Raw genomic sequence first — 23,733 nt, 5'->3', positions numbered from 1 at the left:
ACCCCCTTTGCCTGATGACCATAGCGAGTCGGTCCCACCCCTTCCCATCCCGAACAGGACCGTGAAACGACTCTACGCCGATGATAGTGCGGATTCCCGTGTGAAAGTAGGTAATCGTCAGGCTCCCCTCAAGCCAGAAACCCCCGCCCGACAAGGCGGGGGTTTTTGCATTGGCGCGCCAAAAAAGCATGCGGCGAAGCGCCGTGTGGCACGAGTTGGGTGTCGAAGGCGTTGGCTCAAATCGAAATCGTCTCCTCGAGATTGGCCAACTGCATCTCGCCCGTCGGGATGCCTGTACGTCAGCAACTGATGTTGCTGAAATCCCGAACCTTCTATTTTTCGTTTGTGTCGGCGGCCATCAGGTCCGCGGCGAGAAATCGCCTTGGGCAACTTCGCCAGAGTAATCTTCCGTCCGGCCTTGCTCGACACAGGCGCCCGCCAGGTCTGGCTAACCCCCGTCACCCGATAATCGATCAACGCGCCTTGATCGCCGGTGTATCGAGCGCGTCTTCTGCCTCGGTGCGCTGCGTATATCGCGTGGCAGCGGATGCGCCCTGCGCTCGCTCTATCTCCCGCGGGTTGGTGGCAAGAACGGGCGGGATGTCCGCGCGTCCGGCTCTCTTGTCGCAAGCGCCAAATGTGCGTGCGTTCCTCGCGAAACCACGCAACCGGGCTGCGTCGCGCCAGGGAGGCGCGGCGTTGCTATTAGGCGGCATTTCCGTTCTAACTCGCTATATCTCCCCTGAAATAACCCTATCGGACCGCGACCTACGCTTGAGTCGCGGTCGACGGTCCGCCGAGCCGTGTGCGTATCGCGGGGCCAAAGACGATCAAAAAGCGGTGCGATTCTTCTCGACGGCCACCCGTTGACCGTTCCGTAACGCGTAAATTTCGCCGATGAGCGGATGGGTAGCTTCACCTACGTGACCTCACCCTTTCCCGTCGATGTGAAGGGGGTGCTGTCGGCGTCGACGTCTAGAGGCGTCGACGTCTAGAGCGCGTTTTGTGCGTACCGTATTCGGATCGCCGGGCAGAGAGTCTCCCGCAGATGGAGGCTGCAGTGTCGTGTTCCGGTCGTGAGTCCGGGGCAGCTCGAACACTGCCGGGCAGCGCACGTCGGATGTCGACGCTCCTGCGCCATCTATTCGCTTTCCAATGTCTTTGGGAGCGTGTGGCGTGACGGCGGCTCATCCGTGGAGCGCGGCGCCGAAATTGGGAGCGCAGCTGGACGTGGCGGGCACCGTACGAACAGTTGTGATGTCTCGGTGTACGCCGAAGATTCGCCGCGATGCCGATTCGATGCTGACGCTGAGCGGTTTGCACGACGAGACACAGCGATGCCGGCCGGCGGAACGTTCGCGGCGGTAGCAAGGCCAGAGAGAGGCCTGGACCAGGGCGCGCGTCGCCAGCAGTGCCCGCAAGCAGGGCAGCGGGACGTGCAGAACCGTCGGGTTCATCCCTCGAGACGGCATCGAGCCATCGCTTCCCGATTCCGCTGTTGTGCCGCGCGAGAGCCGGCGCGTGCCGACCCACACATCAAGGAATCGAGCGCTGGCTTCAATCGTTGATGCTCCCCAACCGCGGAGCACGCCGCCGGTAACGCCGGTGCAGCCGAGAGTGCCGGCTGTCGAATCGTCCCGATCGGCCTCGAGCGGGCACCAAGCGTCTGCCGAAGCCGCGGCACGTCGCTGCACCACAAAGGAATGCCGCTACAGAGCATGCGCGGCATATGAAGGAAGCAGGCTGGGGGCGTGGAGATGGGCACTGGAGGGAGGCCGGCGATTCGGGACGATATCGTGCCCCTCGGGAAAGTCGTCGAACGCAAGGGTGATCGAATTCGGCGATGAGACCGGCTCGCCCCGATCGCCGAAAGGGCGCGAAAGCCTTTGTCCTCATGTTGGCCTGGAGGATCGGGGAGGTACCCTGCAGTGCCCGCTGCAAAGCCGCTATTTCCTGCAAGAAGCGCTAACTAACCTCCCGTGAAGCCCCGACGCCCGGCTGGCCGAACACGCCCGGCACGAAATTTGCCGAAATTTTGTGTCTACCCGCTTGGCATTGTGCGAAAGAGGCCGTATGATGGCGGTCTTTCGTTTTTAGCGCAGATGCAGATCCGCGCTGAAGGCGGAGTCTGACGAAGATGTGGCGCCGGTCGGCAACATCTCGCGCTTGCCTTAGCCGGGCAAGGGCGGGGATCGGCGGGAAGCAGGAGTCGGGAAGAAAGTGAAAATAATCTTCCGGATATGCTTGACAGGAGTGCGATGCACCCCCATAATCGTCAGTTCTCTACGGAGGGGTGCCCGAGTGGCTAAAGGGGGCAGACTGTAAATCTGTTGGCTTACGCCTACGTTGGTTCGAATCCAACCTCCTCCACCAAGATATCAGCGCAGTGAGCGGTAAGGAATCGTTAGTGGCCCGTGCGGGTGTAGCTCAATGGTAGAGCAGAAGCCTTCCAAGCTTACGACGAGGGTTCGATTCCCTTCACCCGCTCCAGACCGCTAAGTTGAAGCGTAGCGCCCATGTGGCTCAGTGGTAGAGCACTCCCTTGGTAAGGGAGAGGTCGGCAGTTCGATCCTGCCCATGGGCACCAGCAGTAAAAAGTCAGTGTCTTGTTTGCGCGCGGCGCAACCTGTGAAATTCCTTTTGGGAGTTGAAAATGGCCAAGGAAAAGTTTGAGCGGACCAAGCCGCACGTGAACGTTGGTACGATTGGTCACGTTGACCACGGCAAGACGACGCTGACGGCAGCGATCACGACGGTTCTGACGAAGAAGTTCGGCGGCGAAGCGAAGGCATACGACCAGATCGACGCGGCACCGGAAGAAAAGGCGCGCGGCATCACGATCAATACGGCGCACGTCGAGTACGAAACGGCTAACCGCCACTACGCACACGTCGACTGCCCGGGCCACGCTGACTATGTGAAGAACATGATCACGGGCGCGGCGCAGATGGACGGCGCGATCCTGGTTTGCTCGGCAGCAGACGGCCCGATGCCGCAAACGCGTGAGCACATCCTGCTGGCGCGTCAGGTTGGCGTTCCGTACATCATCGTGTTCCTGAACAAGTGCGACATGGTGGACGACGCTGAACTGCTCGAGCTGGTCGAGATGGAAGTTCGCGAACTGCTGTCGAAGTACGACTTCCCGGGCGACGACACGCCGATCGTGAAGGGTTCGGCGAAGCTGGCGCTGGAAGGCGACACGGGCGAGCTGGGCGAAGTGGCGATCATGAGCCTGGCCGACGCGCTGGACACGTACATCCCGACGCCGGAGCGTGCAGTTGACGGCGCGTTCCTGATGCCGGTGGAAGACGTGTTCTCGATCTCGGGCCGTGGTACGGGGGTGACGTGTCGTGTCGAGCGCGGCATCGTGAAGGTAGGCTATGAACTCGAAATAGTCGGAATCAAGACGTGGGTGAAGACGACCTGCTCGGGCGTTGAAATGTTCCGCAAGCTGCTGGACCAAGGTCAGGCAGGCGACAACGTGGGTATCCTGCTGCGCGGCACGAAGCGTGAAGACGTGGAGCGTGGCCAGGTTCTGGCGAAGCCGGGTTCGATCACGCCGCACACGCACTTCACGGCTGAAGTGTATGTGCTGAGCAAGGACGAAGGCGGCCGTCACACGCCGTTCTTCAACAACTACCGTCCGCAGTTCTACTTCCGTACGACGGACGTGACGGGCTCGATCGAGCTGCCGAAGGACAAGGAAATGGTGATGCCGGGCGACAACGTGTCGATCACGGTGAAGCTGATCGCTCCGATCGCGATGGAAGAAGGTCTGCGCTTCGCGATCCGCGAAGGCGGCCGTACGGTCGGCGCCGGCGTCGTCGCCAAGATCATCGAGTAAGCCAGTTATTCGTTGATCGACAGTTTTGGGGCTGGCATCAGCCGGCCCCAACATGGTTTAGGGGTATAGCTCAACTGGCAGAGCGTCGGTCTCCAAAACCGAAGGTTGGGGGTTCGATTCCCTCTGCCCCTGCCAAAAATCGCCACGTGTCCCACGTGGCATTTGTTTTAAGGTGTTATGGCGAATCCATCCGTCGAAACTGTAAATACCTCCGGCGATAAGCTGATGCTGGCCCTGGGCGTATTGCTGGTGTTGGCCGGATTCGTGGGCTTCTTCTGGCTGTCCAATCAGCAGTGGTATGTCCGCGGTGCCGCGTTGGCGGTAGGTATCATCGCCGGCGTGGCCGTCGGGCTGATGTCCGCCCCTGGCAAGAGCCTCATCGCGTTTGCCAAGGATTCGTACAAGGAAGTCCGGAAGGTCGTATGGCCCACCCGCAAGGAAGCAACGCAAACCACACTCGTCGTGTTCGGTTTCGTGCTCGTGATGGCGATTTTCCTCTGGTTGAGCGACAAATCGATCGAATGGGTGATTTTCTCGGCGATTCTGGGTTGGAAATGATATGAGCGATACTCCGGCATCCCCGAGCGGAAAGCGTTGGTACGTCGTGCACGCCTACTCCGGTATGGAGAAGAGCGTGCAACGTGCGCTTCAGGAGCGCATCGAACGTGCTGGCATGCAGGACAAATTCGGTCAGATCCTGGTCCCGACCGAAGAAGTGGTCGAAGTCAAAGGCGGCCACAAGGCAGTGACCGAGCGTCGTTTCTTCCCCGGCTACGTGCTGGTGGAAATGGAAATGACGGACGAAACGTGGCACCTCGTGAAGAACACGGCGAAGGTCACCGGTTTCGTCGGCGGTGCGCGTAACCGCCCGACCCCGATTTCCCCGAAGGAAGTCGAGAAGATCATGTCGCAGATGCAGGAAGGCGTCGAAAAGCCGCGCCCGAAGACCCTGTTCGAAGTCGGCGAGATGGTGCGCGTCAAGGAAGGCCCGTTCACGGACTTCAACGGCACCGTCGAAGAAGTCAACTACGAAAAATCGCGTGTGCGTGTGTCGGTCACGATTTTTGGCCGATCCACCCCGGTCGAACTCGAATTCGGCCAGGTCGAAAAAGTTTGATCCCGATTCGGTGGGCAGCCTCGGCTGCCCACCTTCGCGCTTACGGCCCGCGTCATGGCCGTTGAGGAGCGTCAGTAGCCAGCGGCGAAAGCGCGTTATCACTCACCGAACGCCTTCTCCGGCGTTCCAATGAGGTTTCAAATGGCAAAGAAGATTATCGGCTTTATCAAGCTGCAGATCCCTGCAGGTAAAGCCAACCCGTCGCCGCCGGTCGGTCCGGCACTGGGCCAGCGCGGCCTGAACATCATGGAGTTCTGCAAGGCGTTCAACGCGCAGACTCAAGGCATGGAGCCGGGTCTGCCGGTGCCGGTGGTCATCACGGCATTCGCTGACAAGAGCTTCACGTTCGTGATGAAGACGCCGCCGGCGACCGTCCTGATCAAGAAGGCGGCGAAGGTGGACAAGGGCTCGAGCAAGCCGCACACCGACAAGGTCGGTTCGATCACGCGCGCTCAAGCCGAAGAAATCGCGAAGACCAAGATGCCGGACCTTACGGCAGCTGATCTGGACGCAGCCGTTCGCACCATCGCTGGTAGCGCACGCTCGATGGGTATCACTGTGGAGGGCGTGTAAATGGCTAAGATCTCCAAGCGCCGTCAGGCATTTGCCGCCAAGGTCGACCGTCAGAAGCTGTACGCGATCGAAGACGCACTGAGCCTCGTGAAGGAATGCGCGAGCGCGAAGTTCGACGAGTCGATCGACGTCGCAGTCCAACTCGGCATCGATGCGAAGAAGTCGGACCAGGTCGTTCGTGGTTCGGTCGTTCTGCCGGCAGGTACGGGCAAGTCGGTTCGCGTTGCCGTGTTCGCGCAAGGCGAAAAGGCCGAGCAGGCTCGTGCAGCAGGCGCGGAAATCGTCGGTATGGAAGACCTGGCTGAGCAGATCAAGGCTGGCCAGATGGACTTCGACATCGTGATCGCTTCGCCGGACACGATGCGTATCGTCGGTACGCTCGGCCAGATCCTCGGCCCGCGCGGCCTGATGCCGAACCCGAAGGTCGGTACGGTCACGCCGGACGTCGCCACCGCCGTCAAGAACGCGAAGGCTGGTCAGGTGCAATTCCGTGTCGACAAGGCCGGTATCATCCACGCGACCATCGGCCGTGCATCGTTCGAGCCGACCGCGCTGCGTTCGAACCTGTCGGCGCTGATCGAAGCGCTGCAGAAGGCAAAGCCGGCAACGAGCAAGGGCGTGTACCTGCGCAAGATCGCACTGTCGAGCACGATGGGCGTCGGCGTGCGTGTCGACCAGGCTACGCTGGCAGCACAGTAAGCAAGTATTCGGGCCGTTTCGTTCGCGACGCGGCCCACATGGGCTTTGGGCGGTTGTTCGTGCAGCAGGGCGGACAACCGGTTATCAAAGACCGTTGGTGGGGCGCAGCAGTCGGGTGATCCCCTTAATTCAAGCCAACGCAGATGGCGAACCCGAAAAAGTTTTGCAGTGGTGAAGCCGCAGGCCGCGAAGCGATTCGCGGCGTGAGGTGGAAATACTCCTAACGAGGTCGGACGCCGTTGTTGAACGAGGTACGTGAGGTTTCGGCCATGCCGGCCATGCCGAACGTATCGTTTCTGGAGGCTAACCGTGCCGCTTAATAGAGAAGACAAGCAAGCCGTCGTCGCTGAGGTTTCCGCGCAAGTCGCGAAGGCCCAGACCGTTGTGCTGGCTGAGTATCGTGGAATTGCGGTTGGCGATCTGACCAAGCTGCGCGCGCAAGCGCGTGAGCAAAAGGTTTACCTGCGCGTGTTGAAGAACACGCTGGCGCGTCGCGCCGTCGAAGGTACGCCGTTTGCTCCGCTGGCAGAGCAGATGACTGGTCCGTTGATCTACGGCATCTCGGAAGATGCAATTGCTGCTGCTAAGGTCGTCAACGACTTCAGCAAGAGCAATGACAAGTTGGTCATCAAGGCTGGTTCGTTCGATGGCAAGGTGATGGACAAGGCTGGCGTGCAAGCGCTGGCAAGCATCCCGAGCCGCGAAGAACTGCTCTCGAAGCTGCTGTTCGTTATGCAAGCGCCTGTTTCGGGCTTCGCGCGTGCTCTGGCCGCGCTGGCCGAGAAGAAGCAAGCGGAAGCTGCATAAGCGAACGTGCATCAGCGTTACTGATCGCTGGCTGTATCCGAATTCAATTTAGGAGTATTTCAAATGGCAATCGCAAAAGAAGACATCCTGGCAGCAGTCGAAGGGATGACCGTTCTGGAACTGAACGAACTGGTCAAGGCGTTCGAAGAGAAGTTTGGCGTGTCGGCAGCTGCAGTGGCAGTCGCTGGCCCGGCAGGCGGCGGCGCTGCTGCTGCTGCAGAAGAGAAGACCGAATTCACGGTCGTCCTGGCTGAAGCCGGCGCCAACAAGGTTTCGGTCATCAAGGCCGTTCGCGAACTGACGGGCCTGGGCCTGAAGGAAGCGAAGGACCTGGTTGACGGTGCACCGAAGCCCATCAAGGAAGGCGTCGACAAGGCTGCTGCTGAAGAAGCCAAGAAGAAGCTGGAAGAAGCTGGCGCGAAGGTCGAAGTCAAGTAAGTTTCGGCGCGCTGTGCGAAGGCTGGCGGTATTTTCACCGCCGGCCTTTTTGTGCTTTGTGGGGACGTTATTCTGGCACTCATTCGGGAGCCCGAATAATCGGCCCCAGAAGCCAAAGAAAACCGCCTGATCGTTGTGATGAATCACGCACGATTGGCGGTTCTCTTTGTCTTCTGAAGCGACTGCAGAAGGCAAGTTTGGTCGGGTAGCGGGCAACACAGGCATCCGCTGCCGTCAGCCAGCGGTTGGTAGCGGCCAACCACCAAGCTTCTCGGCTCGTTCAAGCCGTCGAACGGCCATCGGGTCTCAGTCGGTGAACACTCGGGTTTGAAACGTCCAGGTATTCCGCCTCGATAGCACCCGCCGTGATTCGGAGATCGTATGCAATATTCCTTCACCGAGAAGAAGCGCATTCGCAAGAGTTTCGCGAAGCGCCCCATCGTTCACCAAGTTCCGTTCTTGCTGGCTACTCAGCTTGAATCATTCAGCACGTTTCTGCAAGCCGATGTGCCCGCGACGCAACGTAAGCCCGAGGGTTTGCAGGCCGCGTTCACGTCGGTATTTCCCATTGTTTCGCACAACGGTTTCGCGCGCCTCGAGTTCGTGAGCTATGCGCTGTCCTCGCCGGCATTCAACATCAAGGAATGCCAGCAGCGAGGCCTGACGTACTGCTCCGCGCTGCGCGCGAAGGTCCGCCTCGTCATCCTCGACAAGGAATCGCCGAACAAGCCGGTCGTCAAGGAAGTGAAGGAGCAGGAAGTGTACATGGGCGAAATTCCGCTCATGACGCCGACGGGCTCGTTCGTCATCAACGGCACCGAGCGTGTCATCGTCTCGCAGCTGCATCGTTCGCCTGGCGTGTTCTTCGAACACGACAAGGGCAAGACGCACAGCTCGGGCAAGCTGCTGTTCTCGGCACGGATCATTCCGTACCGCGGTTCGTGGCTCGACTTCGAATTCGATCCGAAGGACATCCTGTACTTCCGCGTCGACCGTCGCCGCAAGATGCCGGTCACGATCCTGCTGAAGGCCATCGGCCTGACGCCGGAACAGATCCTCGCGAACTTCTTCGTGTTCGACAATTTCACGCTGATGGACGAAGGCGCGCAACTCGAGTTCGTGCCCGAGCGCCTGCGTGGTGAAGTCGCGCGTTTCGACATCACGGATCGTGATGGCAAGGTCATCGTCCAGAAGGACAAGCGGATCAACGCGAAGCACATTCGCGACCTCGAAGCCGCGAAGACCAAGTTCATCTCGGTGCCGGAAGACTATCTGCTCGGCCGCGTGCTGGCGAAGAACGTCGTCGACGGCGACACCGGCGAAGTGATCGCGAGCGCGAACGACGAAGTCACGGAAAGCGTGCTCGAGAAGCTGCGCGAAGCGGGCATCAAGGACATCCAGACGCTCTACACGAACGATCTGGATCAGGGCCCGTACATCTCGTCGACGCTGCGTGTCGACGAAACGACCGACAAGACGGCCGCGCGCATCGCGATCTACCGCATGATGCGTCCGGGCGAGCCGCCGACCGAAGAAGCGGTCGAGGCCCTGTTCAACCGTCTGTTCTACAGCGAAGAAGCGTACGACCTGTCGAAGGTCGGCCGCATGAAGTTCAACCGCCGCGTCGGCCGTGACGAGATCGTCGGCCCGATGACGCTGCAGGACGACGACATCCTCGCGACGATCAAGATCCTCGTCGAGCTGCGCAACGGCAAGGGCGAAGTGGACGACATCGACCACCTCGGCAACCGTCGCGTGCGTTGCGTCGGCGAACTGGCGGAAAACCAGTTCCGCGCCGGTCTCGTGCGTGTCGAGCGCGCGGTCAAGGAACGCCTCGGCCAGGCCGAAAGCGAAAACCTGATGCCGCACGACCTGATCAACTCGAAGCCGATTTCGTCGGCGATTCGCGAGTTCTTCGGCTCGTCGCAGCTGTCGCAGTTCATGGACCAGACCAACCCGCTGTCGGAAATCACGCACAAGCGCCGGGTTTCCGCACTGGGCCCGGGCGGTCTGACGCGCGAACGCGCAGGCTTCGAAGTCCGCGACGTGCACCCGACCCACTACGGCCGCGTGTGCCCGATCGAAACGCCGGAAGGTCCGAACATCGGCCTGATCAACTCGCTCGCGCTGTACGCGCACCTGAACGAGTACGGCTTCCTCGAGACGCCGTACCGCAAGGTCGTGGACAGCAAGGTGACCGATCAGATCGACTACCTGTCGGCGATCGAGGAAGGCCGCTACATGATCGCTCAGGCGAACGCCGCGATCGACGAAGACGGCCGACTCATCGACGAACTCGTGTCGTCGCGCGAAGCCGGCGAAACGATGATGGTCACGCCGGACCGTATCCAGTACATGGACGTCGCGCCGTCGCAGATCGTGTCGGTGGCCGCATCGCTGATTCCGTTCCTCGAGCACGATGACGCGAACCGCGCGCTGATGGGCTCGAACATGCAGCGTCAGGCCGTGCCGTGTCTGCGTCCGGAAAAGCCGGTCGTCGGTACGGGCATCGAGCGCACCTGCGCGGTCGACTCGGGTACGACGGTCCAGGCGTTCCGCGGCGGTGTGGTCGACTACGTCGACGCAGGTCGTATCGTGATTCGCGTGAACGACGACGAAGCAGTCGCGGGTGAAGTTGGTGTCGACATCTACAACCTGATCAAGTACACGCGTTCGAACCAGAACACGAACATCAACCAGCGTCCGATCGTGAAGATGGGCGACAAGGTCTCGCGCGGCGACGTGCTGGCCGACGGCGCCTCGACGGACCTGGGCGAGCTCGCGCTCGGCCAGAACATGCTGATCGCGTTCATGCCGTGGAACGGCTACAACTTCGAGGATTCGATCCTGATCTCGGAGAAGGTGGTCGCGGACGATCGCTACACGTCGATCCACATCGAAGAGCTGAACGTCGTTGCACGCGACACGAAGCTCGGGCCGGAAGAAATCACGCGCGACATCTCGAACCTGGCGGAAGTCCAGCTCGGCCGTCTCGACGAATCGGGCATCGTGTACATCGGTGCTGAAGTCGAAGCAGGCGACGTGCTGGTCGGCAAGGTCACGCCGAAGGGCGAGACCCAGCTGACGCCGGAAGAGAAGCTGCTGCGCGCGATCTTCGGCGAGAAGGCTTCGGACGTGAAGGACACGTCGCTGCGCGTGCCGTCGGGCATGAGCGGCACCGTGATCGACGTCCAGGTGTTCACGCGTGAAGGCATCCAGCGCGACAAGCGTGCGCAACAGATCATCGACGACGAACTGAAGCGCTACCGTCTCGACCTGAACGACCAGCTGCGCATCGTGGAAGGCGACGCGTTCCAGCGTCTCGCCCGCATGCTCGTGGGCAAGGTCGCGAACGGCGGTCCGAAGAAGCTCGCGAAGGGCACGAAGATCGACCAGGCTTACCTGGAAGATCTCGACCACTACCACTGGTTCGACATCCGCCTCGCGGACGACGAAGCAGCGGCATCGCTCGAAGCGATCAAGAACTCGATCGAAGAGAAGCGTCACCAGTTCGATCTCGCGTTCGAAGAAAAGCGCAAGAAGCTCACGCAAGGCGACGAACTGCCGCCGGGCGTGCTGAAGATGGTCAAGGTGTACCTCGCGGTGAAGCGCCGTCTGCAGCCTGGCGACAAGATGGCAGGCCGTCACGGTAACAAGGGTGTCGTGTCGAAGATCGTCCCGATCGAAGACATGCCGTACATGGCCGATGGCCGTCCGGCAGACGTCGTGCTGAACCCGCTCGGCGTGCCGTCGCGGATGAACGTGGGTCAGGTTCTGGAAGTGCACCTCGGCTGGGCCGCGAAGGGCCTCGGCTGGCGTATCGGCGAAATGCTGCAGCGTCAGGCGAAGATCGAGGAACTGCGCACGTTCCTGACGAAGATCTACAACGAGTCGGGCCGCCAGGAAGATCTGGAAAGCTTCACCGACGACGAGATCCTCGAACTCGCGAAGAACCTGCGCGAAGGCGTGCCGTTCGCGACGCCGGTGTTCGACGGTGCGACCGAGGAAGAAATGGGCAAGATGCTCGACCTCGCGTTCCCGGACGACATCGCCGAACAGCTCGGCATGAACCCGTCGAAGAACCAGGTCCGTCTGTACGACGGCCGCACGGGTGAAATGTTCGAACGTCGCGTGACGCTCGGCTACATGCACTACCTGAAGCTGCATCACCTGGTCGACGACAAGATGCACGCGCGTTCGACCGGCCCGTACTCGCTCGTCACGCAGCAGCCGCTGGGTGGTAAGGCGCAGTTCGGTGGCCAGCGTTTCGGTGAAATGGAAGTGTGGGCACTCGAAGCGTACGGCGCGTCCTACGTGCTGCAGGAAATGCTGACGGTGAAGTCGGACGACGTGACCGGCCGGACGAAGGTGTACGAAAACCTCGTCAAGGGCGACCACGTGATCGATGCAGGCATGCCGGAATCCTTCAACGTGCTCGTGAAGGAAATCCGCTCGCTCGGTATCGATATCGATCTCGACCGCAATTAATCGGACTACGGAGAGAAAGCAATGAAAGCTCTGCTCGATCTATTCAAGCAAGTCCAACAGGAAGAAGTTTTCGACGCGATCAAGATCGGTCTGGCCTCGCCCGACAAGATCCGTTCGTGGTCGTTCGGCGAAGTGAAGAAGCCGGAGACCATCAACTACCGTACGTTCAAGCCGGAACGCGATGGTCTGTTCTGCGCGAAGATCTTCGGGCCGATCAAGGACTACGAGTGCCTGTGCGGCAAGTACAAGCGCCTGAAGCACCGCGGCGTGATCTGCGAGAAGTGCGGCGTCGAAGTGACGCTGGCGAAGGTGCGTCGCGAACGGATGGGCCACATCGAGCTGGCCTCGCCGGTCGCGCACATCTGGTTCCTGAAGTCGCTGCCGTCGCGTCTGGGCATGGTGCTCGACATGACGCTGCGCGACATCGAACGCGTGCTGTACTTCGAAGCGTACGTGGTGATCGAACCGGGCATGACGCCGCTGAAGGCGCGGCAGATCATGACCGAGGAGGATTACTACAACAAGGTCGAGGAATACGGCGACGAATTCCGTGCCGAAATGGGCGCGGAAGGCGTGCGTGAACTGCTGCGCGCGATCAACATCGACGAGCAGGTCGAGACGCTGCGCACCGAGCTGAAGAACACGGGCTCGGAAGCGAAGATCAAGAAGTACGCGAAGCGCCTGAAGGTCCTCGAGGCATTCCAGCGTTCGGGCATCAAGCCCGAGTGGATGATCCTCGAAGTGCTGCCGGTACTGCCGCCGGAACTGCGTCCGCTCGTGCCGCTGGACGGCGGCCGTTTCGCGACGTCGGACCTGAACGACCTGTATCGCCGCGTGATCAACCGTAACAACCGGTTGAAGCGTCTGCTCGAGCTGAAGGCGCCTGAAATCATCGTCCGCAACGAAAAGCGGATGCTGCAGGAAGCCGTCGACTCGCTGCTCGACAACGGTCGTCGCGGCAAGGCGATGACGGGCGCGAACAAGCGTCCGCTGAAGTCGCTCGCCGACATGATCAAGGGCAAGGGCGGTCGTTTCCGTCAGAACCTGCTGGGCAAGCGCGTCGACTACTCGGGCCGTTCGGTCATCGTGGTCGGCCCGACGCTGAAGCTGCACCAGTGCGGCCTGCCGAAGCTGATGGCGCTCGAGCTGTTCAAGCCGTTCATCTTCAACAAGCTGGAAGTGATGGGGGTAGCTACGACCATCAAGGCTGCGAAGAAGGAAGTCGAGAACCAGACGCCGGTGGTGTGGGACATCCTCGAAGAGGTGATCCGCGAGCACCCGGTGATGCTGAACCGTGCGCCGACGCTGCACCGTCTCGGTATCCAGGCGTTCGAGCCGGTGCTGATCGAAGGCAAGGCAATCCAGCTGCACCCGCTCGTCTGCGCGGCGTTCAACGCCGACTTCGACGGTGACCAGATGGCCGTTCACGTGCCGCTGTCGCTCGAAGCGCAGATGGAAGCGCGCACGCTGATGCTCGCGTCGAACAACGTGCTGTTCCCGGCCAACGGCGATCCGTCGATCGTGCCGTCGCAGGATATCGTGCTGGGTCTGTACTACGCGACCCGCGAAGCGATCAACGGCAAGGGCGAAGGCCTGTCGTTCACGGGCGTGTCGGAAGTCATCCGCGCGTACGAGAACAAGGAAGTCGAGCTGGCCTCGCGCGTCAACGTGCGGATCACCGAAATGGTCCGCAACGAGGACACGTCGGAAGGCGCGCCGGAATTCGTGCCGAAGATCACGCTGTACGCGACGACCGTCGGCCGCGCGATCCTGTCGGAGATCCTGCCGCACGGCCTGCCGTTCTCGGTGCTGAACAAGCCGCTGAAGAAGAAGGAAATCTCGCGCCTGATCAACACGGCATTCCGCAAGTGCGGTCTGCGCGCGACGGTGGTGTTCGCCGACCAGCTGATGCAGTCGGGTTTCCGTCTCGCAACGCGTGCCGGCATCTCGATCTGCGTGGACGACATGCTCGTGCCGCCGCAGAAGGAAACGATCGTCGGCGACGCCGCGAAGAAGGTGAAGGAGTACGACCGCCAGTACATGTCGGGTCTCGTCACCGCGCAGGAACGCTACAACAACGTGGTCGACATCTGGTCGGCGACGTCGGAAGCGGTCGGCAAGGCGATGATGGAGCAGCTGTCGACGGAGCCGGTGATCGATCGCGACGGCAACGAGACGCGCCAGGAGTCGTTCAACTCGATCTACATGATGGCCGACTCGGGCGCCCGGGGTTCGGCGGTTCAGATTCGTCAGCTGGCTGGTATGCGAGGCCTGATGGCGAAGCCGGACGGCTCGATTATCGAGACGCCGATTACCGCGAACTTCCGCGAAGGTCTGAACGTGTTGCAGTACTTCATCTCGACCCACGGTGCACGTAAGGGTCTGGCTGATACGGCACTGAAGACCGCGAACTCGGGTTACCTGACGCGTCGTCTGGTCGACGTCACGCAGGATCTGGTCGTGGTGGAAGACGATTGCGGCACGTCGAACGGCGTGGCGATGAAGGCGCTGGTCGAAGGCGGTGAAGTCGTCGAAGCGCTGCGCGACCGTATCCTCGGCCGCGTCGCGGTCGCGGACGTCGTGAATCCGGAAACGCAGGAAACGCTGTACGAATCGGGCACGCTGCTCGACGAAACGGCGGTCGAGGAAATCGAACGCCTCGGCATCGACGAAGTGCGCGTGCGCACGCCGCTGACCTGCGAAACGCGTTACGGCCTGTGCGCAGCCTGCTACGGCCGCGACCTCGGCCGCGGCTCGCTCGTGAACGTCGGCGAAGCAGTCGGCGTGATCGCGGCGCAATCGATCGGTGAACCGGGCACGCAGCTGACGATGCGTACGTTCCACATCGGTGGTGCGGCATCGCGTGCGGCAGTGGCTTCGTCGGTCGAAGCGAAGAGCAACGGTATCGTCCGCTTCACGGCGACGATGCGCTACGTCACGAACGCGAAGGGCGAGCAGATCGTCATTTCCCGTTCGGGCGAAGCGATGATCACCGACGACTTCGGTCGCGAGCGCGAGCGTCACAAAGTGCCGTACGGCGCGACGCTGCTGCAGCTCGACGGCGCGACCATCAAGGCCGGCACGCAGCTCGCCACGTGGGATCCGCTGACGCGCCCGATCATCACCGAGTACGGTGGTACGGTGAAGTTCGAGAACGTCGAGGAAGGCGTGACCGTCGCGAAGCAGATCGACGACGTGACCGGCCTGTCGACGCTGGTCGTGATCGACGTGAAGCGCCGCGGTTCGCAGGCTTCGAAGAGCGTGCGTCCGCAGGTGAAGCTGCTCGACGCGAACGGCGAGGAAGTGAAGATTCCGGGCACGGAGCACGCAGTGCAGATCGGCTTCCAGGTCGGCGCACTGATCACCGTGAAGGATGGTCAGCAGGTGCAGGTCGGTGAAGTGCTCGCACGTATCCCGACGGAAGCGCAGAAGACGCGTGACATTACCGGCGGTCTGCCGCGGGTGGCGGAACTGTTCGAAGCGCGTTCCCCGAAGGATGCCGGCATTCTCGCGGAAGTCACCGGTACGACGTCGTTCGGCAAGGACACGAAGGGCAAGCAGCGTCTCGTCATCACGGACCTCGAGGGCAACCAGCACGAGTTCCTGATCGCGAAGGAAAAGCAGGTTCTGGTTCACGATGCACAGGTCGTCAACAAGGGCGAAATGATCGTGGACGGTCCGGCCGATCCGCACGACATCCTGCGTCTGCAGGGTATCGAGGCGCTGTCGCGCTACATCGTCGACGAAGTGCAGGACGTGTACCGTCTGCAGGGCGTGAAGATCAACGACAAGCACATCGAGGTGATCGTTCGCCAGATGCTGCGTCGTGTGCAGATCACCGACAACGGTGATACGCGCTTCATCCCGGGCGAACAGGTCGAACGTTCCGACATGCTGGACGAGAACGATCGCATGATCGCCGAGGGCAAGCGCCCGGCTTCGTACGACAACGTGCTGCTCGGTATCACGAAGGCATCGCTGTCGACCGACTCGTTCATCTCCGCGGCATCGTTCCAGGAAACGACCCGCGTGCTGACCGAAGCGGCGATCATGGGCAAGCGCGACGATCTGCGCGGCCTGAAGGAAAACGTGATCGTCGGCCGTCTGATTCCGGCCGGTACGGGTCTCGCGTTCCACAAGGCACGCAAGGCGAAGGAATCGTCGGATCGCGAGCGTTTCGACCAGATCGCAGCGGAAGAGGCATTCGACTTCGGCACGCCGAGCGCGCCGGCGGAAGAGCCGCAACACCCGGCAGCCGAGTAAGCGCGGGGCGGCGCAAGCCGCGTTGCCTTGCTATCATCGCTGTCACCGAAACCGCCCGGTTCTGCCGGGCGGTTTTTTTTCATCCTTCGTTCACGCGCATCACGTGCCTGCGCAGCGCCGCGGCACATGCCCGGCGATCGCGTCCGATCCGGCCGCGGCAGGCCCGTGATGCACGCGAACGAACCCTGACCGAACGGCCAACATCGCGCGATTCGCCACGCGTCGCGCGAGCGGGTTGTTAAAATTGCGGTCATCGCTTAGCCGTCCCAGTTCTCATTCATGTCCCGCGCCCTCGAAATACTCGACGAAGTCTTTGGTTATTCCGCGTTTCGCGGCCAGCAGGGCGAGATCGTCGAGCACGTCGCCGGCGGCGGCGATTGCCTCGTGCTGATGCCGACCGGCGGCGGCAAGTCGCTGTGCTACCAGATTCCCGCGCTGCTGCGCCGCGAGGCCGGGCAGGGCGCCGGCATCGTCGTGTCGCCGCTGATCGCGCTGATGCAGGACCAGGTCGCCGCGTTGAGCGAAGTCGGCGTGCGCGCGGCCTACCTGAATTCGACGCTGTCGGGCGCCGAGGCCGCGGCCACCGAGCGCGCGCTGCGCGAAGGCGAAATCGACCTGCTGTACGTCGCGCCGGAGCGCTTGATGACGGGGCGCTTCCTCGAGCTGCTCGAGCGCGCGAAGATCGGCCTGTTCGCAATCGACGAAGCGCACTGCGTGTCGCAATGGGGGCACGATTTCCGCCCGGAATACATCCAGCTGTCGGTGCTGCACGAGCGCTTCCCGTCCGTGCCGCGCATCGCGCTGACCGCCACGGCCGATGCGATCACGCGCGACGAGATCATCCATCGTCTCGCGCTCGACGACGCGCGCGTGTTCGTGTCGAGCTTCGACCGTCCGAACATCCGTTACCGGATCGTCGAAAAGGACAACGCGCGCGCGCAGCTGCTCGACTTCATCCGCGCCGAGCACACGAATGCCGACGGCACGACCGATGCGGGTGTCGTCTATTGCCTGTCGCGCCGCAAGGTCGAGGAAACGGCTGAATGGCTGAAGGCGCAGGGCGTGCGCGCGCTACCGTATCACGCGGGGATGGAATTCGAGGTGCGGCAGAAGCACCAGGAAATGTTCCAGCGCGAGGAAGGCATCGTGATGTGCGCGACGATCGCGTTCGGCATGGGCATCGACAAGCCCGACGTGCGCTTCGTCGCGCACCTCGATTTGCCGAAGAGCGTCGAAGGCTATTACCAGGAAACCGGCCGCGCCGGCCGCGACGGGATGCCCGCGAACGCGTGGATGGCGTATGGGCTGGGCGACGTCGTCCAGCAACGCAAGATGATCGACGAGTCCGATGCGGACGACGCACACAAGCGCGTGCAGACGTCGAAGCTCGATGCGCTGCTCGGGTTGTGCGAGACGATCTCGTGCCGCCGCGTGCGGCTGCTGAATTACTTCGGCGAGGCGAGCCAGCCGTGCGGCAACTGCGACACGTGCCTCGAGCCGCCCGCGTCGTGGGATGCGACGCGCGAGGCGCAGATGGCGCTGTCGTGCGTGTTCCGCGCGCAGCGCGCGAGCGGCTTCAATTTCGGTTCGAGCCACCTGATCGAGATCCTGCGCGGCGGGCGTACCGAAAAGGTGTTGCAGCGCGGCCACGACCAGCTCAGCACGTTCGGCATCGGCGCGGCGCTGTCCGAACCCGAGTGGCGCGCGATTTTCCGGCAGCTCGTCGCGTACGGCTACCTGGCGGTCGACCATGGCGGCTTCGGCGCGCTGATGCTGACCGAGGCCGCGAAGCCCGTGCTGAAGAACGAGGAAAAAGTCACGCTGCGCCGCTACGTGAAGCCGCAGCGCACCCGCCAGTCGTCGAGCCGCAGCGGCACGCGCGTCGACCCGACGGCCGGCATGGGCGCCCGCGAGCGTGCGCGGTGGGACGCGCTGCGCGCATGGCGCGCGGAAACCGCGAAGACGGACGGCGTGCCGGCCTACGTGATCTTCCACGACGCGACGCTCGCCGAAATCGCACGCAACGCGCCGGAGACGATCGACGACCTGCGCCACATTCCCGGCATGGGCGTGCGCAAGCTCGAGCGCTTCGGCGACGAGATCATCGACGTCGTCGAATCGGCCTGACACAGCGTTCCGACCCCTCACGTAAACCGCGCGATCGGCCGGCAGATCACGCAAGCCGTTGACTTAGTTGGCATTTCCGGAATATCATGCTGGGTTCCGGTATTCGGTGGGCCGAGTCGCGTTCAATAGTTCGCGCCCGATTCGCCGGTTCGGAAGTCAACTGTGCGTCGATTCTCGCTTTGCCCGAAAACGGCGTGCAGATTTTGTTCAATTTCAGGAATAAACAATGCCAACCATCAACCAACTGGTTCGCAAAGGCCGTCAGTCGGAAACGACGAAGAGCAAGAGCCCGGCCCTGCAGGACTGCCCCCAGCGTCGCGGCGTGTGCACCCGTGTGTACACGACGACGCCGAAGAAGCCGAACTCGGCACTCCGTAAGGTCGCCAAGGTTCGTCTGACGAACGGCTTCGAAGTGATTTCGTACATCGGCGGTGAAGGCCACAACCTGCAGGAACACTCGGTTGTGCTGATCCGCGGCGGCCGTGTGAAGGACTTGCCGGGTGTGCGTTACCACATGGTTCGCGGCTCGCTGGATACCCAGGGCGTCAAGGACCGTAAGCAAGCGCGCTCGAAGTACGGCGCGAAGCGTGCAAAGGCTGCCAAGTAAGCAGTTTTTGATCAGGGATCGCCGCAGGGCGGTCAAGGCGGGAGTGCCGGATTGCCGGTGCTGTCGAGTAAGTGGTCACCCGGCCAAGCTGGTTAGTCGTGAAGATGTGATCGGGTTTGTTGGTGGCCGCGGAGCTGAATCCAGCTCCAACTGAACAAGTAAAGGAAGAATCATGCCGCGTCGTCGCGAAGTCCCCAAGCGGGAAGTGTTGCCGGATCCGAAGTTCGGCAACGTTGATGTTGCCAAGTTCATGAACATGCTGATGCTGTCCGGCAAGAAGTCGGTCGCAGAGCGCATCGTTTATGGCGCATTCGAACAAATCCAGACCAAGGGTGGCAAGGACCCGCTGGAAGTGTTCACGGTTGCGCTCAACAACGTGAAGCCGGTGGTCGAAGTGAAGAGCCGTCGCGTTGGTGGTGCCAACTATCAAGTTCCGGTCGAAGTGCGCCCGTCGCGTCGTATGGCATTGGCGATGCGCTGGCTGCGTGAGGCTGCGAAGAAGCGTAGCGAGAAGTCGATGGCCCTGCGCCTGGCAGGTGAACTCTCCGAAGCGGCCGAAGGCCGTGGCGGCGCGATGAAGAAGCGCGACGAAGTTCACCGCATGGCAGAAGCCAACCGCGCGTTCTCGCATTTCCGTTTCTAAGCGCCTGGCTGGGCTGTTTGCGGAAATAAATTCCGGGCGGGTGCGCTTTTCAGGCGCCTCGCCCGTTTGTGTTGAGGCGTGATGCAGCAGGGCTGCGTCACGTCATCCCAGTAGAGGATCAAAGTGGCTCGCAAGACTCCTATCGAGCGCTACCGCAATATCGGTATTAGCGCTCACATCGACGCCGGCAAAACGACGACGACCGAGCGCATTCTGTTTTACACCGGTGTGAACCACAAGATCGGTGAAGTCCACGACGGCGCAGCCACGATGGACTGGATGGAGCAGGAACAGGAACGTGGCATCACGATCACGTCCGCTGCTACCACGGCCTTCTGGAAGGGCATGGGCGGCAACTATCCGGAACACCGCATCAACATCATCGACACCCCGGGCCACGTCGACTTCACGATCGAAGTGGAGCGTTCGATGCGCGTGCTCGACGGCGCGTGTATGGTGTACTGCGCAGTGGGCGGCGTGCAGCCGCAGTCGGAAACGGTGTGGCGTCAGGCGAACAAGTACAAGGTGCCGCGTCTCGCGTTCGTCAACAAGATGGACCGTACCGGCGCGAACTTCTTCAAGGTCTACGACCAGCTCCGTCTGCGCCTGAAGGCGAACCCGGTTCCGGTCGTGGTGCCGATCGGCGCGGAAGAAAACTTCAAGGGCGTCGTCGACCTGATCAAGATGAAGGCGATCATTTGGGACGAAGCGTCGCAAGGCACGAAGTTCGACTACGTCGACATCCCGGCCGAGCTCGCGGAGACCTGCAAGGAATGGCGCGAAAAGATGGTCGAAGTGGCTGCCGAAGCCAGCGAAGACCTGATGAACAAGTACCTGGAAGAAGGCGATCTGCCGGAAGCCGACATCGTCAAGGCGCTGCGTGATCGTACGATCGCGTGCGAAATCCAGCCGATGCTGTGCGGTACCGCGTTCAAGAACAAGGGCGTGCAGCGTATGCTCGACGCCGTGATCGACTTCCTGCCGTCGCCGGTCGACATCCCGCCGGTCAAGGGCGAACTCGAAAACGGTGAAGAAGCAGAGCGCAAGGCATCGGACGAAGAGAAGTTCTCGTCGCTCGCGTTCAAGATCATGACCGACCCGTTCGTCGGCCAGCTGATCTTCTTCCGTGTGTACTCGGGCGTCGTCAACTCGGGCGACACGCTGCTGAACTCGACCAAGGGCAAGAAGGAACGCCTCGGTCGTATTCTGCAGATGCACGCGAACCAGCGTGAAGAAATCAAGGAAGTCCGCGCAGGCGACATCGCTGCTGCGGTCGGCCTGAAGGAAGCAACCACGGGCGACACGCTGTGCGACCCGGCGAACCCGATCGTTCTCGAACGCATGGTGTTCCCGGAGCCGGTGATTTCGCAGGCGGTCGAGCCGAAGACCAAGGCTGACCAGGAAAAGATGGGCCTCGCCCTGAACCGTCTGGCTCAGGAAGACCCGTCGTTCCGCGTGCAGACCGACGAAGAGTCGGGTCAGACCATCATTTCGGGCATGGGCGAGCTCCACCTCGAAATTCTGGTCGACCGGATGAAGCGTGAATTCGGCGTGGAAGCGACCGTCGGCAAGCCGCAGGTTGCGTACCGCGAAACGATCCGTTCGACGGCGAAGGATGTCGACGGCAAGTTCGTCAAGCAGTCGGGTGGTCGCGGCCAGTACGGTCACGCGGTCATCACGCTCGAGCCGAACGAACAAGGCAAGGGCTACGAGTTCTTCGACGAGATCAAGGGTGGTGTGATTCCGCGTGAATACATCCCGGCGGTCGACAAGGGTATCCAGGACACGCTGAAGTCGGGCGTGCTGGCTGGCTTCCCGGTCGTCGACGTGAAGGTTCACCTGACGTTCGGTTCGTACCACGACGTTGACTCGAACGAAAACGCGTTCCGCATGGCCGGTTCGATGGCGTTCAAGGAAGCGATGCGCAAGGCGAATCCGGTCGTCCTCGAGCCGATGATGGCTGTCGAAGTCGAGACGCCGGAAGACTACATGGGCAACGTGATGGGCGACCTGTCGGGCCGTCGCGGTATCGTCCAGGGCATGGAAGACATGGTTGGCGGCGGCAAGATCGTTCGCGCCGAAGTGCCGCTGTCGGAAATGTTCGGCTACTCGACGTCGCTGCGCTCGCTGACGCAAGGTCGTGCAACGTACACGATGGAGTTCAAGCACTACGCTGAAGCTCCGCGCAACGTTGCCGAAGCGATCATCAGCGCGAAGTCGAAGTAAATCTGTAGCTACCAACTGATTATTTTTTGAAAGAAGAGAATCATGGCAAAAGAAAAGTTTGAGCGGACCAAGCCGCACGTGAACGTTGGTACGATTGGTCACGTTGACCACGGCAAGACGACGCTGACGGCAGCGATCACGACGGTTCTGACGAAGAAGTTCGGCGGCGAAGCGAAGGCATACGACCAGATCGACGCGGCACCGGAAGAAAAGGCGCGCGGCATCACGATCAATACGGCGCACGTCGAGTACGAAACGGCTAACCGCCACTACGCACACGTCGACTGCCCGGGCCACGCTGACTATGTGAAGAACATGATCACGGGCGCGGCGCAGATGGACGGCGCGATCCTGGTTTGCTCGGCAGCAGACGGCCCGATGCCGCAAACGCGTGAGCACATCCTGCTGGCGCGTCAGGTTGGCGTTCCGTACATCATCGTGTTCCTGAACAAGTGCGACATGGTGGACGACGCTGAACTGCTCGAGCTGGTCGAGATGGAAGTTCGCGAACTGCTGTCGAAGTACGACTTCCCGGGCGACGACACGCCGATCGTGAAGGGTTCGGCGAAGCTGGCGCTGGAAGGCGACACGGGCGAGCTGGGCGAAGTGGCGATCATGAGCCTGGCCGACGCGCTGGACACGTACATCCCGACGCCGGAGCGTGCAGTTGACGGCGCGTTCCTGATGCCGGTGGAAGACGTGTTCTCGATCTCGGGCCGTGGTACGGTGGTGACGGGTCGTGTCGAGCGCGGCATCGTGAAGGTCGGCGAGGAAATCGAAATCGTCGGTATCAAGCCGACGGTGAAGACGACCTGCACGGGCGTTGAAATGTTCCGCAAGCTGCTGGACCAAGGTCAGGCAGGCGACAACGTGGGTATCCTGCTGCGCGGCACGAAGCGTGAAGACGTGGAGCGTGGCCAGGTTCTGGCGAAGCCGGGTTCGATCACGCCGCACACGCACTTCACGGCTGAAGTGTATGTGCTGAGCAAGGACGAAGGCGGCCGTCACACGCCGTTCTTCAACAACTACCGTCCGCAGTTCTACTTCCGTACGACGGACGTGACGGGCTCGATCGAGCTGCCGAAGGACAAGGAAATGGTGATGCCGGGCGACAACGTGTCGATCACGGTGAAGCTGATCGCTCCGATCGCGATGGAAGAAGGTCTGCGCTTCGCGATCCGCGAAGGCGGCCGTACGGTCGGCGCCGGCGTCGTCGCCAAGATCATCGAGTAATATCGACGATCCGCGGATCCCGGTGGGGTCCGCGATTCCCGCGGTACGCCGTTGTACCGCCGAAACCGGGTGCCCAGCTTGTGCTGGCGCCCGGTTTTGTTTTTGCGGCCGCGCGTTGCGCGGGCCGAGAAACACGCCACACTGCTCCAGAATTTCGTGTAGAATCGCGGGCTTAGCAGTGGAAGTACCGTCCGGAACCTGATGCTTCGCTCCCCGCTGGTGTCATGTTTCACGTTCTTTTAGTGTCCGGCGATGCAATATCGCCTCGCTCTTTTCAAGGAATTGTCATGCAGCAACAGAAAATCCGCATTCGCCTGAAGGCTTTCGACTATCGTCTGATCGATCAATCGGCTGCCGAAATCGTCGATACCGCGAAGCGGACTGGCGCAATCGTCCGTGGCCCGGTGCCGCTGCCGACGCGCATCCAGCGTTTTGACATCCTGCGTTCGCCGCACGTCAACAAGACGTCGCGCGATCAGCTCGAAATCCGTACCCACCAGCGCCTGATGGACATCGTCGACCCGACGGACAAGACCGTCGACGCGCTGATGAAGCTCGACCTGCCGGCTGGCGTCGACGTGGAAATCAAGCTGCAGTAAGGCTTTCGGCGCCGACCGGCGTGCCGGATGGCGCTAAGTCTTTGTATTGCTTGCGGAAATCGAGAAGTC

At 61.6% G+C, this 23,733-nt stretch carries 15 protein-coding genes, 4 tRNA genes and 1 rRNA gene; all 20 read left to right on the top strand.

The annotated features are described in order from the left end of the window. Window positions 1-10 precede the first annotated feature (10 nt). The 20 genes from rrf (at window position 11) to rpsJ (ending at window position 23,664) form a co-directional block, all read left to right on the top strand. A 5S ribosomal RNA gene (gene rrf, locus MMB92_RS23035) occupies window positions 11-123 on the top strand. A 2,164-nt stretch (window positions 124-2,287) separates the two neighbouring features. Further along, window positions 2,288-2,373 (top strand) — tRNA-Tyr (locus MMB92_RS23030). A 43-nt stretch (window positions 2,374-2,416) separates the two neighbouring features. Beyond that, window positions 2,417-2,490, top strand: a tRNA-Gly gene (locus MMB92_RS23025). Window positions 2,491-2,512: 22 nt separating this feature from the next. Then, window positions 2,513-2,587 (top strand) — tRNA-Thr (locus MMB92_RS23020). A 66-nt stretch (window positions 2,588-2,653) separates the two neighbouring features. Further along, complete coding sequence (gene tuf / locus MMB92_RS23015) at window positions 2,654-3,844, top strand: elongation factor Tu (RefSeq protein WP_277562940.1); 1,191 nt, start codon at window positions 2,654-2,656, stop codon at window positions 3,842-3,844. A 59-nt stretch (window positions 3,845-3,903) separates the two neighbouring features. Continuing rightward, window positions 3,904-3,979 (top strand) — tRNA-Trp (locus tag MMB92_RS23010). Window positions 3,980-4,021: 42 nt separating this feature from the next. Continuing rightward, a complete protein-coding gene (gene secE, locus MMB92_RS23005) occupies window positions 4,022-4,402 on the top strand; it encodes a preprotein translocase subunit SecE (protein ID WP_034201094.1) in 381 nt (126 codons plus the stop codon). Between the two features lies 1 nt (window position 4,403). Continuing rightward, window positions 4,404-4,961 carry a transcription termination/antitermination protein NusG gene (gene nusG, locus MMB92_RS23000; protein WP_006400672.1) on the top strand — a complete coding sequence of 186 codons (558 nt, stop codon included), beginning with the start codon at window positions 4,404-4,406 and terminating at the stop codon, window positions 4,959-4,961. Between the two features lie 141 nt (window positions 4,962-5,102). Next, window positions 5,103-5,534: a 50S ribosomal protein L11 gene (gene rplK, locus MMB92_RS22995; protein ID WP_006477201.1), complete on the top strand. Its 432-nt coding sequence runs from the start codon at window positions 5,103-5,105 to the stop codon at window positions 5,532-5,534. Next, complete coding sequence (gene rplA, locus MMB92_RS22990; protein WP_006482906.1) at window positions 5,535-6,233, top strand: 50S ribosomal protein L1; 699 nt, start codon at window positions 5,535-5,537, stop codon at window positions 6,231-6,233. 309 nt (window positions 6,234-6,542) lie between these two features. Continuing rightward, a complete protein-coding gene (gene rplJ, locus MMB92_RS22985; protein WP_006482916.1) occupies window positions 6,543-7,040 on the top strand; it encodes a 50S ribosomal protein L10 in 498 nt (165 codons plus the stop codon). A 63-nt stretch (window positions 7,041-7,103) separates the two neighbouring features. Further along, a complete protein-coding gene (gene rplL / locus MMB92_RS22980; RefSeq protein WP_006482911.1) occupies window positions 7,104-7,478 on the top strand; it encodes a 50S ribosomal protein L7/L12 in 375 nt (124 codons plus the stop codon). A gap of 381 nt (window positions 7,479-7,859) precedes the next feature. After that, window positions 7,860-11,966, top strand: a complete 4,107-nt coding sequence (gene rpoB, locus MMB92_RS22975) for a DNA-directed RNA polymerase subunit beta (protein WP_006482874.1) — start codon at window positions 7,860-7,862, stop codon at window positions 11,964-11,966. Between the two features lie 21 nt (window positions 11,967-11,987). Then, a complete protein-coding gene (gene rpoC / locus MMB92_RS22970) occupies window positions 11,988-16,229 on the top strand; it encodes a DNA-directed RNA polymerase subunit beta' (RefSeq protein WP_006482896.1) in 4,242 nt (1,413 codons plus the stop codon). Between the two features lie 279 nt (window positions 16,230-16,508). Continuing rightward, window positions 16,509-18,356 (top strand): DNA helicase RecQ, encoded by a 1,848-nt coding sequence (gene recQ, locus MMB92_RS22965; RefSeq protein ID WP_006493356.1) that lies wholly within the window; start codon window positions 16,509-16,511, stop codon window positions 18,354-18,356. 226 nt (window positions 18,357-18,582) lie between these two features. Next, entirely contained in the window at window positions 18,583-18,963 is a 381-nt protein-coding gene (gene rpsL / locus MMB92_RS22960) for a 30S ribosomal protein S12 (protein WP_006400662.1), read from the top strand. A 172-nt stretch (window positions 18,964-19,135) separates the two neighbouring features. Continuing rightward, the gene (gene rpsG / locus MMB92_RS22955; RefSeq protein WP_006477195.1) at window positions 19,136-19,606 is read left to right on the top strand and encodes a 30S ribosomal protein S7; all 471 of its coding nucleotides are present in this window, start codon (window positions 19,136-19,138) and stop codon (window positions 19,604-19,606) included. Between the two features lie 123 nt (window positions 19,607-19,729). Continuing rightward, window positions 19,730-21,832, top strand: coding sequence for an elongation factor G (gene fusA, locus MMB92_RS22950; RefSeq protein WP_006482929.1), 2,103 nt, complete (start codon window positions 19,730-19,732; stop codon window positions 21,830-21,832). 42 nt (window positions 21,833-21,874) lie between these two features. Continuing rightward, window positions 21,875-23,065 carry an elongation factor Tu gene (gene tuf / locus MMB92_RS22945; RefSeq protein WP_006482910.1) on the top strand — a complete coding sequence of 397 codons (1,191 nt, stop codon included), beginning with the start codon at window positions 21,875-21,877 and terminating at the stop codon, window positions 23,063-23,065. Window positions 23,066-23,352: 287 nt separating this feature from the next. Beyond that, on the top strand, window positions 23,353-23,664 hold the full coding sequence (rpsJ, locus tag MMB92_RS22940) for a 30S ribosomal protein S10 (RefSeq protein ID WP_004199280.1): 312 nt from the start codon (window positions 23,353-23,355) through the stop codon (window positions 23,662-23,664). The last annotated feature ends 69 nt before the right edge of the window (window positions 23,665-23,733 follow it).

This window comes from Burkholderia sp. IO2, from assembly GCF_029522185.1.
Lineage (GTDB): Bacteria > Pseudomonadota > Gammaproteobacteria > Burkholderiales > Burkholderiaceae > Burkholderia > Burkholderia cenocepacia.
The sequence above is the reverse complement of the archived record's forward strand: the minus strand, read 5'-3'. Positions and strand labels throughout refer to the sequence as shown.

Excerpts from the sequence above, each read along its gene's own strand:
- tuf (WP_277562940.1), top strand. The coding sequence starts at position 2,654 with ATGGCCAAGGAAAAGTTTGAGCGGACCAAGCCGCACGTGAACGTTGGT.
- secE (WP_034201094.1), top strand. The coding sequence starts at position 4,022 with ATGGCGAATCCATCCGTCGAAACTGTAAATACCTCCGGCGATAAGCTG.
- nusG (WP_006400672.1), top strand. The coding sequence starts at position 4,404 with ATGAGCGATACTCCGGCATCCCCGAGCGGAAAGCGTTGGTACGTCGTG.
- rplK (WP_006477201.1), top strand. The coding sequence starts at position 5,103 with ATGGCAAAGAAGATTATCGGCTTTATCAAGCTGCAGATCCCTGCAGGT.
- rplA (WP_006482906.1), top strand. The coding sequence starts at position 5,535 with ATGGCTAAGATCTCCAAGCGCCGTCAGGCATTTGCCGCCAAGGTCGAC.
- rplL (WP_006482911.1), top strand. The coding sequence starts at position 7,104 with ATGGCAATCGCAAAAGAAGACATCCTGGCAGCAGTCGAAGGGATGACC.
- rpoB (WP_006482874.1), top strand. The coding sequence starts at position 7,860 with ATGCAATATTCCTTCACCGAGAAGAAGCGCATTCGCAAGAGTTTCGCG.
- rpoC (WP_006482896.1), top strand. The coding sequence starts at position 11,988 with ATGAAAGCTCTGCTCGATCTATTCAAGCAAGTCCAACAGGAAGAAGTT.
- recQ (WP_006493356.1), top strand. The coding sequence starts at position 16,509 with ATGTCCCGCGCCCTCGAAATACTCGACGAAGTCTTTGGTTATTCCGCG.
- rpsL (WP_006400662.1), top strand. The coding sequence starts at position 18,583 with ATGCCAACCATCAACCAACTGGTTCGCAAAGGCCGTCAGTCGGAAACG.
- rpsG (WP_006477195.1), top strand. The coding sequence starts at position 19,136 with ATGCCGCGTCGTCGCGAAGTCCCCAAGCGGGAAGTGTTGCCGGATCCG.
- tuf (WP_006482910.1), top strand. The coding sequence starts at position 21,875 with ATGGCAAAAGAAAAGTTTGAGCGGACCAAGCCGCACGTGAACGTTGGT.
- rpsJ (WP_004199280.1), top strand. The coding sequence starts at position 23,353 with ATGCAGCAACAGAAAATCCGCATTCGCCTGAAGGCTTTCGACTATCGT.